Source organism: Blautia acetica (genome assembly GCF_038739805.1).
Classification (GTDB): Bacteria; Bacillota; Clostridia; order Lachnospirales; family Lachnospiraceae; genus Blautia.
This window is the reverse complement of record NZ_JBBEWO010000003.1, coordinates 161,628-174,572: the sequence shown is the minus strand read 5'-3', so window position 1 is coordinate 174,572 and position 12,945 is coordinate 161,628. Positions and strand designations below refer to the sequence as shown.

Here is a 12,945-nt window from a genome sequence, read left to right as displayed (position 1 = left end):
TTGGCTTTGGAAAAGAAAGAGAATGCCATTGAGCTTCAGGGAATTACCAAAACCTTCGGAAGTGTTGTCGCCAATGACCATATTAATCTGGAAGTACGCAGAGGAGAAATTTTGGCGCTTTTAGGTGAAAACGGATCCGGTAAGACAACGCTTATGAATATGATTTCGGGAATTTATCACCCTGACGAAGGCGTTATTAAAGTAAATGGGAAAGAGGTAACCATCAACTCTCCCATGGATGCAGGAAAACTGGGAATCGGTATGATTCATCAGCATTTTAAGCTGGTAGATGTATTTTCAGCCATGGATAATGTGGCTATGGGAATGGAAGGGAAACGAGTAAAGCCAAAAGAATTAAAAGAACGTCTTTTAAAACTGACAGAAAAATACGGACTGGAAGTAGAACCGGAGAAAAAGATTTACAATATGTCTGTCAGTGAAAAGCAGACCGTAGAGATTCTGAAAGTATTGTACCGTAATGCAGATATTCTGATTCTGGACGAACCTACTGCCGTGCTGACTCCCCAGGAGACGAAAAAGCTGTTTGCCATTCTGCGGAAGATGCGGGAACAGGGAAGCGCTATTATCATTATTACCCACAAGCTGAACGAGGTTATGGAAATTAGTGACCGGGTAACTATTCTCAGGAAGGGTCAGAGTATTGATACAGTAAATACCTGCGAGACCAATGAAAAACAGCTGACAGAGCTGATGGTGGGACGCCCTGTGACACTGGAAATCCAGCGCCCGAAATGTGAAAATGTGTTTACCAGACTGAAAATCGTAGATCTTTCTGTGAAATCTGCAGACGGAACTATGGCTGTAAAGGATTTGAGTCTGGAAATCAAGGCCGGTGAAATTCTGGGTGTGGCTGGTGTGGCCGGCAGCGGACAGAAGGAACTATGTGAAAGTATTGCAGGGTTGATTCCGGTAGATAAGGGAGCAATTCTGCACAATAAAGAGAATATTGTGGGAAAAAGTCCAAGAGAGATTGCCAATCTGGGAATCAGTCTGGGATTTGTGCCGGAGGATCGTCTGGGTATGGGACTTGTGGCGTCCATGGGTATGGTAGATAATATTCTTCTGAAAACCTACGACAAAAATAAAGGGATTTTTATAGACAGAAAACCAGCCAGAAAGATGGCTGAGGAACTGGTGAAGAAGCTGGAAGTGGTAACACCCGGTGTGGATACTCCAGTGCGGCTGATGTCAGGAGGAAATGTCCAGAAGGTGCTTCTGGGGCGGGAAATTGAGTCAAATCCGTCTGTTCTGGTGACAGCTTATCCTGTCCGGGGACTGGATATCAACTCTTCTTACACGATTTATGACCTGCTTAACGAGCAGAAGAAAAAGGGCGTTGCCGTGCTGTTTATCGGAGAGGATTTGGACGTGCTTCTGCAGATTTCTGACAGAATCATGGTTATGTGCCACGGGGAAGCTACGGGAATTGTAGATGCCAAGACAACCACCAAAGAAGATTTGGGACTGATGATGGCAGGTAAGAGGAGGGAAGAAGCATAATGGAAAACAGCAGAAAAGAACCCCTGATTCGTATTGAGAAGAGAAGTGAGAGACCCCATGGCCAGATTATCCGTCTGCGTCTGCTCTCTGTTCTTCTTGCCATTGTGGCAGGGGGATTGTTCATACTCTTTATCGGATATAATCCATTTTCTGTATACGGAACCATTGTATCCGGTGCATTTAGAAGTACTATGGCCTTTCAGGCAACTATTAAGCTGATGGTGCCTCTTCTGATTCCGGCTCTTGGTGTAACGCTGGCCTTTAAGATGCGGTTCTGGAATATCGGTGCAGAAGGACAGATTATTATGGGGGCTATTTTTGCCACCTATTTTGCTCTGTTTTGCTGGGATTTTCCGCACTGGCTGCTGATGATTTGCATGTTTCTGGCCGGTATGCTGGGCGGCGCTTTGTGGGGGCTGATTCCGGCACTTTTCAAGGCGAAATTTGATACCAATGAAACACTGTTTACACTGATGCTGAACTATGTGGCTTTGTATCTGATTTCTTTTTTGCGTGACGGCCCGTGGAAAGACCCAAATTCTTCCGGATTTCCGAAAATTGCCAGATTTGGAGAAAATGCGCAGCTGGATAAAATTTTCGGCGTACATGCAGGCTGGCTGATTGGTCTTGTTCTGGTGGTTATTGTTTTTATTTATCTGAAATTTACAAAGCAGGGATATGAAATCGGTGTCGTAGGGGAAAGCCGGGCGACAGCCAACTATGCGGGAATGAATTATAAAAAGATTGTGCTCCGTACCATGGCATTTTCCGGAGGAATCTGCGGGATTGCCGGTATGGTACAGGCCAGCGGTTCTGACCTGACACTGACCACATCTGTAGCCGGAGGCGTAGGTTTTACGGCTATCATTGTGGCATGGCTGGCACAGTTAAATCCAGTAGGAATTCTGGTGGTTTCTTTCCTCTTTGCGGTACTGGAAAAGGGAAGTACCGTTATGCAGTCTGCTCACGGCCTGTCTGCTTATTCCGCAGATGTGCTGCAGGGAATCATTCTGTTCTTTGTACTGGGCTGTGAATTCTTTGTACGGTATAAATTTGTGACACGCAGGAAAGGAGGACATGCATAATGGATTTCTTTGTAAACTTTTTCGTAGCAGCAGTTCTTGCGGGAACACCTCTGCTGTTCGGAATTCTGGGAGAAATTATCAATGAAAAAGCAGGACATCTGAACCTGGGTGTGGAAGGGATGATGTCCATTGGTGCCGTAGGCGGATTTGTGGTGGGATACTGGACAGACAATCTGGTGTTTGCCTTGATTGCAGCCTTTGTGACCGGTATGCTGGGTGCGCTTATCTATGCGGTTCTGACTGTTACCTTTATGGCAGACCAGAATGTGACCGGTCTGACGCTTACGATTTTCGGCATTGGTTTTAGTAACTTTGTAGGTGATTTTGTAAGGGAAAAGAGCGGAAGCACCTCTTTAAAGCTGCCGGAAGGAATTCTGGACAGTCTGGGAAAGGTGGAGATTCCTTTCCTGACCGATATTCCGGTACTGGGAAAACTGCTTTTTAACTATAATATTTTTGTGTACCTGGGTGTGGCTGCGGCTATTCTGTGCGCCATTTATCTCCATAGAACGAAAGCAGGTCTGAATGTCCGGGCGGTAGGCGAGAATCCGGCGGCAGCAGATGCAGCGGGAATTCCGGTTACGAAACTGAAATACCTGAATCTGATGCTGGGCGGCGGCTTGTGCGGTATCGGTGGTGCTTACTGTTCTATGATTATTTGTAATGGTGTGTGGGTGACAAGCTGCGTAAACGGACTTGGATGGATTGCGGTGGCTTTGGTTATCTTTGCAACCTGGAATCCCAACAGAGCTATTTTGGCAGCCTTGGTATTTGGCGGTTTCAGCGTTCTGAAATACTATGTACCTCAGGTGATTCCAAGCTCTATTTTTGACATGATTCCGTTCCTCATGACGATTGTGGTGCTGGTTGTGACCTCCATTCGCTTCTCTAAGGAGAATGCGCAGCCGAAATCCTGCGGTGTGAATTATTTCCGTGAAGAGCGGTAAAAGAAAGTAAGGGAAGGCAAATGTCTACGAAATCAAAGCTTCTGGAGTTGTTGGAAAGTCAAAAAGGAACTTATCTTTCGGGAGAGGAACTGGCGCGGCAGCTTCAGGTGTCCAGAGCCGCTGTATGGAAAGCAGTGAAAACGCTCCGTCAGGAGGGGTATCAGATTCAGGCGGCAACAAACAGGGGATATGCGCTGAAGCAGGAAAACGATATCCTTTCCAGAGAAGCTGTCCGTTGTTTCCTGGAGCACCAGGAGGCAGAGGTGCAGGTCTTTCAGAAAATTTCTTCTACCAGCAGGGTCATGAAACAGTTAGCGGTGGAGAAACAGCTGCCCCATGGGTCTCTGGTGGCAGCCAACAGCCAGACAGAAGGAAGAGGCAGAAAAGGACGAAAGTTCTATTCGCCTGAAAGCAGCGGGCTGTATCTCAGTGTGCTGCTTTATCCGAAAAAGACACTGCGGCAGAGCCTGGAGATTACGGCAGCAGCTGCGGTGGCTGTGTGCCGTGCGGTGGAAGGGTGCTGCGGGGTTTCTCTGGGCATTAAGTGGGTCAATGATTTGTATCTGCAGGAAAAAAAGGTGTGCGGAATTCTTACAGAAGCTGTCACGGATTTTGAGACAGGAGAGATAGAGTTTGCCGTAGTGGGAATCGGTCTGAATCTCTATGAACCAAAGGAGGGATTCCCGGAAGAAATTCGCCGGAAGGCAGGAGCGATTCTGGAAAGAGGAGTTCGGACAGACAGAAACCGACTGGCAGCCTGTATTGTCAATGAACTTTTAAAAGAAGCAGAAAAGCCAGGCATTTCTCCAGAATATCGACAGAGAAATATTGTGCCGGGAAGACAGATAAAAGTCTTTGGAAATCAGGAGTGTCGTGTGGTAAAGGCAGAAAAAATTCTGGAGGATGGAAGACTTCTTGTAACCAATGGACAGGGAGAGAGAGAACTTCTGGATTTTGCAGATGTGTCCCTGGAAATTTAAAAAATAAAAAAGGAACTGTTGGCGGGACAGTTCCTTTTTTATTACCTTCTTTTAGAAGGCGTAAAGCTATGACAGAAAATCTGGACGAAAATAATACCAAACAGCGCCCCGGTACTGTCGATAAGGACGTCTCGCTTGGAAGGTCCCCGTCCGGCAACAAAGGACTGGTGGAATTCATCTGTGCAGGCAAATCCTGCGGACAGCAGTCCGGCCAGAAGAAAGAGCCAGAAGCCCCGGACTCCGTATACATACAGAGGGAAAGATATACATATGGTCAGAATGCAGTATTCTGTCATGTGAGCCAGTTTTCGTACCGGCAGTTCAATTTTGTCGGCATAGGTATTTTTGCTTTCTTCAGACAGATTTTTATCCAGAATCCGGTCTGCTGCGGATACAATCTGATAACTGATTTCATGGCTTAAATTTCCGGACTCTTTGCCGGTTTGGCTGGAAAAGCTGAAAATGAGATACATCATGGCAATGGCCGGAAGGAAGGAAAATGGTTTCAATAAATAAATAATCAGTTTTTTCATCTGTAAAGGGCTCCTTTCTGAATCGTAAAAAGTAAAACACACGTTGAAGAATTTATTGTTAAAGCGTATCATTTTTTGCAGGATTTGTAAAGTTCAGAAGCTTTCCGCCGGGAGACGCTTTTGTTTTTTGTATAGCAAAAGACAGGAGAATAGGGTATAATAAAAAGCATGAGAAAAGCAGAAGAAAGGAAACCAGTATGAGTTTAGCAGATAATTTGTTTATTTCCATGTGCCGTGACATCCTGGAAAACGGAACTGATACACAGGGAGAAAAGGTGCGCCCCAAATGGGAGGATACAGGCGCTTATGCTTATACCATTAAGCGTTTTGGAGTGGTAAATCGTTACGATCTGCGCAAGGAATTTCCGGCGCTGACTTTAAGAAAAACAGCATTAAAAACCTGTATGGACGAAATTCTCTGGATTTATCAGAGAAAGTCCAACAATATTCATGATTTAAACGCCCATATCTGGGATGCGTGGGCGGATGAAAACGGCTCTATCGGAACCTGCTACGGAGATGTGGTGGGCAGAAAATTTCTGTATAAGGGCGAAAAAATTGACCAGATGGACTATGTATTAAAGCAGCTGAAGGAGAATCCTTACAGCAGAAGAATTATGACGAATCTGTATCAGTTTGAATATCTGCACAGCGGCGGCTTAGACCCTTGCTGTTACAGTATGACGTACAACGTTACCAAAGAAAAGAACAGCGAGAAGCTGGTGCTGAATGGCGTGTTAAACCAGCGTTCCCAGGACGTGCTGGCAGCAAATAACTGGAATGTGTGCCAGTATGCGATTCTTCTTATGATGGTGGCTCAGGTCAACGATATGATTCCCGGAGAACTGGTACATGTGATTGCGGACGCCCATATTTATGACCGACATGTGGACATTGTGAAAGAACTGATTTCCAGAGATACCTATCCTGCGCCAAAGGTTTCTTTGAATCCGGAAATCAAGGATTTTTATGCGTTTACCACAGCAGATTTGATTGTGGAAAATTATCAGGCAGGACCACAGATTAAAAATATACCTATTGCAGTGTAAGAGAGGAGAACAGTATGAATCTGATTGTAGCGGCAGACGCCAACTGGGGCATTGGAAAAGAGAATAAACTGCTGGTAAGTATTCCGGCGGATATGAAATTTTTCCGTACCACAACCACGGGAAATGTGGTGATTATGGGAAGAAAAACATTGGAGAGTTTTCCGGGAGGACTTCCATTGAAGAACCGGGTGAACATTGTTCTTACAAGGGACAAGAATTACCGGGTAAAGGATGCCATTGTAGTGCACAGCGTGGAAGAAGCTCTGGAAGAAGTGAAAAAATATAAGGAAGACGTTTACGTTATCGGCGGGGACAGCATTTATAAACAGATGCTGCCTTACTGCCACAAGGCTCATGTGACAAAAATTGATTTTGCCTACGAAGCAGATACCTTTTTCCCAAATCTGGATGAGGATAAAGAGTGGAAAGTGACTGAGAGAAGCGAAGAACAGACGTATTTTGATATTGAATACGAATTCCGGACATATGAGAGAGTGAAAAAATAAAAAACAGCAGAAAGCTGCAGGAGAAAAACGCCATTGCAGCTTTCTGCTGTTTTTTTACCCTGGGGGCATTTGCAGAAAGGTTTTCCCGTTTCGTGCAGGCTTTGCGCAGGTGTCCCGTTTGGCAATGTGGAAGGGCAGAATTACTTTCAAAGGAATTCTGTGTCCGCCGTTAATCCGGTCAATGAGAATCTTGGCAGCCAGCTGTCCCATTTCTTCTGTGGGAATGTGTACGGTGGTCAGCATGGGAGAGAGATACTGGGCGGTTTCGATGTCATCCACACCAATGATAGAAATATCTTCCGGAATCCGGTATCCTTTTTCCCGGATGGCTTTGATGGCCCCGATGGCAGTATTGTCATTGGCACAGAAAATGGCCGTTATGTCGGATTTGGCTTCCATAAGATGATAAGCTCCCTGGTAGCCGCCTTCGTGGGAAAGTTTTACGTTTGCTGTATTTTTCTGTAAAAAGGGCAGATTCAGGGATTTTAAAGCCTCCTTGAAAGCCGTATAGCGGATTTCGTTGTTCTGCTCTCCGATATAGCCGATTTTAGTATGCCCCAGTTCATGGAGATAGGAAATGGCGCTGTAGGTAATCTCTCTTCCATCGCATACCACCTGGTCGTATTTGCTTCCCATGGGGTTTAGTCCTGCATATACAATATGCTTATAATGTTCTGTGAAAAATTTCAGCATTTGTTTGTCATAACGACCCAGAATCACGGCTCCGTCGGCAGGAGAATTAGCTACCCGGGCGGCAACCTCCGCATTGGCAATATCAAGAGCAGTGAAAGAATGTTTGATGAAAAAGTTGCTTTTAAAAGCTTCCTGCTCAATGGCCTTGGCAATATGCGAGAAAAAAAGGTCGGAAACTGCGGTTTCTCCTCTTGCGTAAATACAGGAAATCGTTTTCGGCAAAGAGGTGATTGCAGCAGGTGCTTTTGTCCCCATTTTCAGCGCCCGTGCAGAAGTATTGGGCGTATAGCCGCTCTCCCGCACAATTTCCCAGATACGTTCCTGAACTTCAGGGCTTGCTGCTTTTGTGTTTTTTTGATTAATGACACGGGAAACCGTGGATATGGATACGTTTGCTTTTTGGGCGATTTCTTTTAAAGTCATATTCAAACCTCACAATACAAGAGTTAATAGATAAGTATATTATAACTGAAATGACGGATTATGACAACAAAATATAAGACAACGTTTGCTTAAATAGAATATAAAAACAAGGGGCTTTTGGGAAAGGTTTGTTGAAAATGTATGGTGATTATCGTATAATCGGAACTACAAAGATAAGATTTATAGTACAATGACCAATCGTATGGAAAGGAAGAACTGATATGAGACATGCATATTACAGCTATACCAGAGAAGAACTTTTAAGCAATAACCCGAAACTTCCTGTGCTGGTTATGGAAAACAATGAAGCGGTGTTTCGCTCTATGGCAGAGGAAATGGCAGAGGAAATCAAGTCCCACAACGAAAAAGGGGAAAAAACAGTATTTATTTGCCCTGTAGGCCCGGTAGGACAGTATCCGTTTTTTGTGGAAAAGGTAAATACGGAAAAAATCAGCCTGAAAAATGTATGGTTCATCAACATGGATGAATATCTGGAGGACGACAAAAAGTGGGTGCCGGAAACCCATCCGTTAAGTTTTCGAGGCTTTATGAACCGTGAAGTATATGGAAAAATCGAAAAAGAACTTTTGATGCCGGAAGAACAGAGGGTTTTCCCGGATCCGGAAAATTTGGGATACATACCGGAATTGATTGAAAAGCTGGGCGGTGTGGATATTTGTTTTGGCGGTATCGGTATCAACGGTCATGTGGCGTTCAACGAAGCAGACGCTTCTATGAGCAAGGAAGAATTTCTGGCGCAGAAGACCAGAGTGCTGGAGATTACAAAGGAAACCAGAACTGCAAATGCCATTGGAGATTTTAACGGTGCACTGGAAGATATGCCTCATTACTGTGTGACCATTGGTATCTGGGAAATTGCCCATGCAAAAAAAATCAGACTGGGATGCTTCAGAAACTGGCACAGAGCAGTGGTACGCCGTACAGCTTACGGAGAGGCAACTTCTGATTTCCCGGTATCCCTTCTTACCGGACATCCGGACATTAATCTGAAGATTACAGAGTTTGTAGCTGCACTGGAGGGATAGAGATGAAAACCTGGATTACCGGCGGATATGTATACCGATATGAAAAACGCCGCCTGGAAAGAAAAAATCTCTGTATGGAAGATGGGAGGATTACCAGAATCTGCAGCCCGTCTGAGAAAATTACAGATGGAATCATCCATGATGTCAAAGGCAATGCGGTAGTTCCCGGCTTTATCGATATTCACACCCACGGCGGCTGCGGCTTTGACGTCAATGCAGCTTCCAAAGAAAAATTTCAGAAAATCGGTTATTTTTTTGCACAGCAGGGAACTACAACCTGGCTTTGTTCGATTTTGACCGATACCAAAGAACAAACGGAAAAGGTCATTGCAGAAGTGCTGAAGCATAAAGAAGACCACGAAAACTGTGCAGATTTGCTGGGAATTCATCTGGAAGGACCTTTTTTATCCGTGGAATTTAAAGGGGCCATGCCTGAATCCCTGCTTCGGGGGGCGGATATAGAGCTTTTACGGGAATATCAGGAAAAAGCCCGGGGGAACATTCGGTATATTACAGTATCGCCGGAGGTAGAGGGAATTCCGGAATCCATTCCTGAAATCAGAAAGCTGGGCATAACCGTTGCCATCGGTCATTCCGGAGCGGATTATGAGACGTCAAGAAAATGTATTGAAAACGGAGCCGAAGCCTGTACCCACACCTGCAATGCCATGAAGCTGTTTCATCAGCATTTCCCTGCAATTATGGGGGCTGTGCTGGAAGCGGACGATGTATACTGTGAAACTATCTGTGACGGAAGACATCTGCACCCGGGCAGTGTCCGTATGATTTTAAAGGCAAAAGGCCATGACAGAGTGGTAGCTGTGACTGATTCTATTATGGCCGCAGGACTTCCGGACGGAGCGTACAAGCTGGGAGTCAATGATGTGATTGTGGAAGACGGAGATGCCAAACTGCCAAACGGTGTCCGGGCCGGCAGTACGCTGACTACGGGAACAGCTCTGAAGCGGCTGATCGAATTTACGGGAGAGTCTATGGAAGACGTTCTGCCGCTGCTTACCATGAATCCGGCCAGACTGATACACGCAGAGGAGCATATTGGCAGTCTGGAAGTGGGAAAAGACGCAGATATACTCATTTTAGATGAAAATTACAATATTCTGGAAACTTTTGTAAAAGGAATGAAAATTGAAAAACAGGAGGAATCATCATGCCATTAATACCATTGAGACCATTGTTGGAAACCGTTGACAAATATCATTTTGCCCAGGGGGCTTTTAATGTAAATGCAGTGGCACAGGCAAAAGCAGCCATTGAAGTACACGAAATGTTCCGTTCCGCAGCAATTCTGCAGGGGGCGGATTTGGCCAACGGATTTATGGGAGGACGCACAGATTTTCAGAATGCTACCCTGGAAGATAAAAAAGTAGGCGCAAAAAATATTGCGGCAGCAGTAAAAAAATACGCAGAAAATTCACCTATACCGGTTGTTCTGCACCTGGACCACGGCAAAAATTTTGATTCCTGTGTGGCAGCCATTGAAGGTGGATATACGTCGGTTATGATTGACGGTTCTTCCCTTCCTTTTGAGGAAAATGTGGAACTGACCAGAGAAGTGGTAAAATATGCCCATGAAAGGGGCGTATCTGTAGAAGGAGAATTAGGTGTACTGGCCGGCGTGGAAGACCATGTATTTTCCGCCACCTCTACTTATACCAATCCTTTAAAGGCAGTGGAATTCTTTCGGAAAACAGGCTGTGATGCCCTGGCCATTTCTTATGGAACTATGCATGGGGCTTCCAAAGGAAAAGGTGTAAAGCTGAGAAAAGAAATTGCTATTGCAATTAAAGAGTGCATGATGCATGAAAATCTCTTTGGAGTTCTGGTATCTCACGGTTCCTCTACAGTACCCGGATATATTGTAGAGGAAATCAATGCACTGGGCGGAAATATTCAGAATGCACATGGTATTTCCATTGAAGAACTGAAAGCTGCCATTCCCTGTGGCATTGGCAAAATTAATGTGGACACGGATATTCGTCTGGCTGTTACCAGAAATATGAAAGAATATTTCGCACAACATCCGGAAAAGAGAAACAGTCCGTCTATTGGAGGCGTTTATCAGCTGCTGGAAGAGAAGAGAGAGCAGTTTGACCCAAGAGCCTTTCTGCCGCCAATTATGGATACGGTTATGTATGGAATGGTTCCGGATAAGGACAGGGCGGAATTGGTAGAAGTGATTGAGAAAGGTGTAAAAGAAGCTATCGGAACTTTGATTGTAGAGTTTGGTTCTTACGGAAAAGCGCCGCTGGTGGAACAGGTTTCTCTTGAGGAAATGGCAGAACGTTATAAAAGAATGTAAAAAATAGAGTCAAAAGTGCAAAATGCACAGAAAAATGTGAGGTTTGGGCAGCGCAAAAAAGGCGCTGCTCAAATTTTTATGCTTTTTTGCTATCTTGCGCAATATTTTACTTTGATAAAACACAAAAATAAACAAAACAATCAAACGTTTGCTTAAAATACAGTTGAAACAAAACCCTATATAGGGGATAATGTCAATAGAAAAACAAATAAGAAATGTGTTTTGGTGCGAAATACCGAAACGAAAGAAAGCGGAGGTTTAAAATGGGGAAAAAAAACAAGGGCGGTGCTGATTTTATTAGCAAAATACCAAAAGGGATATGGCTGTTTATTTCATTTATCGTTGCCATGCTTGTATGGACGCTGTTATCTGTGACGCCGCAGACAGCAAGATGTTTTCCAAATGCGGTGAAAGTAGTGGAGTCCATAGGATTAATGCAGGGAGAAAGAGGAATTTTGCTGCAGGATATCGGAAGCAGTTTGATTTCCGTATTCTGGGGATTTCTTCTGGGATTTGTGATTTCTGTGCCGGTAGCCTTTCTGATGGCCTGGTACAGACCGGTACGGTTTATTCTTGAGCCGTGGATTCAGTTTATTAGAAATATCCCGCCATTAGCATATGTACCGTTGGTTGTTATTGGTGTTGGTGTTGGACGTACACCGCAGATTATCGTTATCTGTCTGGCCACTTTCCTGATTATGACCGTTACGATTTTCCAGGGTGTTATCAATGTGGATGAAACGTTGATTAAGGCGGCAAGAGTATTGGGAGCCAATGATGCGCAGCTGTTCGTGAAGGTTATCTTTCCGGCTACGACACCATTTATCATTACGGCAGTAAGACTTGGTATTTCTACTGCACTGACGACTCTGATTGCGGCAGAGTCCACCGGAGCCATTGCAGGTCTTGGTATGAGGATTAAATCTCTGGCCAACTCTTATGAGACAACACCTATGCTGCTTTACATCATCATTATTGGTGTAATCGGTATGATTGCAGAAAAAGTTCTTAAATTCTTTGAAAGGAAGTTAACAGGATGGCAGGAAAAGAGGGAAATATAAAGGTAAGTATTCAGGGCATAGAGAAAAAGTACAATACCCGTAAGGGAGAGGTAGTTGCTCTGAATGGTGTAAATTTTGATATTAAAGAAAATGAATTTATCTGTGTAATCGGGCCGTCCGGCTGTGGAAAATCCACCCTGTTAAATATTATTGCCGGACTTTTAGAGCCTACAGCCGGACAGATTCTGGTAGACGGCAAACCGATTCAGGGAACCGGAACAGACAGAGGTGTGGTATTTCAGCAGTATGCGCTGTTTCCGTGGCTGACAGTTAAGAAAAACGTAGAGTTTGGTCTGAAGTTAAAGGGACTCTCCAAAGACGAATGTGACAGCATTGCCATGAAATATCTGAAAATGGTAGAACTCGAAAAATTCGCAGATTCTTATCCAAAGGAATTATCCGGCGGTATGAAACAGAGGGTTGCGATTGCAAGAGCTTATGCCATGAATCCGGAAGTACTTCTCATGGATGAGCCTTTCGGCGCTTTGGATGCACAGACCAGGACGCAGCTTCAGACAGAGTTATTAAAAGCATGGCAGGAAGAGAATAAAACCTGTTTCTTTGTAACGCATGACATTGAGGAGGCCATTGTACTGGCTACCAGGGTAGTGATTATGAGTGCCCGCCCGGGACGGATTAAAGAAGTGGTGGATATTGATATTCCATATCCGAGAGACCAGGAAACAAAAATGAGCGAGCGTTTCATTGAACTGAAAAACCATATCTGGGGTCAGGTATACCAGGAATACCTGGAGGTTAGAAAATAGGACTTACAAGGGGC

The 12,945-nt window shown here is 44.7% G+C and carries 13 protein-coding genes; 11 read left to right on the top strand and 2 right to left on the bottom strand.

The window, feature by feature from the left end; translation table 11 throughout:
• The 4 genes from WBS51_RS03335 to WBS51_RS03320 are packed head-to-tail and all read left to right on the top strand — an operon-like array spanning position 1 to position 4,533.
• Positions 1-1,521 carry an ABC transporter ATP-binding protein gene (locus tag WBS51_RS03335; protein WP_173748651.1) on the top strand — a complete coding sequence of 507 codons (1,521 nt, stop codon included), beginning with the start codon at positions 1-3 and terminating at the stop codon, positions 1,519-1,521.
• Positions 1,521-2,606, top strand: coding sequence for an ABC transporter permease (locus WBS51_RS03330; protein WP_291683198.1), 1,086 nt, complete (start codon positions 1,521-1,523; stop codon positions 2,604-2,606). Before WBS51_RS03335 ends, WBS51_RS03330 begins: the two co-directional genes overlap by 1 nt.
• Positions 2,606-3,553: an ABC transporter permease gene (locus WBS51_RS03325; protein WP_173748647.1), complete on the top strand. Its 948-nt coding sequence runs from the start codon at positions 2,606-2,608 to the stop codon at positions 3,551-3,553. Before WBS51_RS03330 ends, WBS51_RS03325 begins: the two co-directional genes overlap by 1 nt.
• 20 nt (positions 3,554-3,573) lie before the next feature.
• Positions 3,574-4,533, top strand: a complete 960-nt coding sequence (locus tag WBS51_RS03320) for a biotin--[acetyl-CoA-carboxylase] ligase (RefSeq protein ID WP_294459237.1) — start codon at positions 3,574-3,576, stop codon at positions 4,531-4,533.
• A 41-nt stretch (positions 4,534-4,574) separates the two neighbouring features.
• Here the strand turns inward: WBS51_RS03320 and WBS51_RS03315 are convergent, their stop codons facing one another.
• Positions 4,575-5,066: a VanZ family protein gene (locus tag WBS51_RS03315; RefSeq protein ID WP_173748643.1), complete on the bottom strand. Its 492-nt coding sequence runs from the start codon at positions 5,064-5,066 to the stop codon at positions 4,575-4,577.
• 197 nt (positions 5,067-5,263) lie between these two features.
• Here WBS51_RS03315 and thyA point away from each other — a divergent pair, with 197 nt between their 5' ends.
• On the top strand, positions 5,264-6,115 hold the full coding sequence (gene thyA / locus WBS51_RS03310; RefSeq protein WP_173748641.1) for a thymidylate synthase: 852 nt from the start codon (positions 5,264-5,266) through the stop codon (positions 6,113-6,115).
• 14 nt (positions 6,116-6,129) lie between these two features.
• Positions 6,130-6,621: a dihydrofolate reductase gene (locus WBS51_RS03305; RefSeq protein ID WP_173748639.1), complete on the top strand. Its 492-nt coding sequence runs from the start codon at positions 6,130-6,132 to the stop codon at positions 6,619-6,621.
• Between the two features lie 54 nt (positions 6,622-6,675).
• On the opposite strand, the gene WBS51_RS03300 is transcribed toward WBS51_RS03305, so the two are convergent.
• A complete protein-coding gene (locus tag WBS51_RS03300) occupies positions 6,676-7,737 on the bottom strand; it encodes a LacI family DNA-binding transcriptional regulator (protein ID WP_173748636.1) in 1,062 nt (353 codons plus the stop codon).
• A 221-nt stretch (positions 7,738-7,958) separates the two neighbouring features.
• Here WBS51_RS03300 and WBS51_RS03295 point away from each other — a divergent pair, with 221 nt between their 5' ends.
• The 5 genes from WBS51_RS03295 (at position 7,959) to WBS51_RS03275 (ending at position 12,931) form a co-directional block, all read left to right on the top strand.
• Positions 7,959-8,783 (top strand): sugar phosphate isomerase family, encoded by an 825-nt coding sequence (locus tag WBS51_RS03295; RefSeq protein ID WP_291683201.1) that lies wholly within the window; start codon positions 7,959-7,961, stop codon positions 8,781-8,783.
• Between the two features lie 2 nt (positions 8,784-8,785).
• A complete protein-coding gene (gene nagA, locus WBS51_RS03290) occupies positions 8,786-9,961 on the top strand; it encodes an N-acetylglucosamine-6-phosphate deacetylase (RefSeq protein ID WP_173748632.1) in 1,176 nt (391 codons plus the stop codon).
• Positions 9,952-11,103, top strand: a complete 1,152-nt coding sequence (locus tag WBS51_RS03285; protein ID WP_173748630.1) for a class II fructose-bisphosphate aldolase — start codon at positions 9,952-9,954, stop codon at positions 11,101-11,103. Before nagA ends, WBS51_RS03285 begins: the two co-directional genes overlap by 10 nt.
• Positions 11,104-11,366: 263 nt before the next feature.
• Positions 11,367-12,164 carry an ABC transporter permease gene (locus tag WBS51_RS03280; RefSeq protein WP_173748628.1) on the top strand — a complete coding sequence of 266 codons (798 nt, stop codon included), beginning with the start codon at positions 11,367-11,369 and terminating at the stop codon, positions 12,162-12,164.
• Complete coding sequence (locus WBS51_RS03275) at positions 12,140-12,931, top strand: ABC transporter ATP-binding protein (RefSeq protein WP_173748626.1); 792 nt, start codon at positions 12,140-12,142, stop codon at positions 12,929-12,931. Before WBS51_RS03280 ends, WBS51_RS03275 begins: the two co-directional genes overlap by 25 nt.
• Positions 12,932-12,945: the final 14 nt, after the last annotated feature.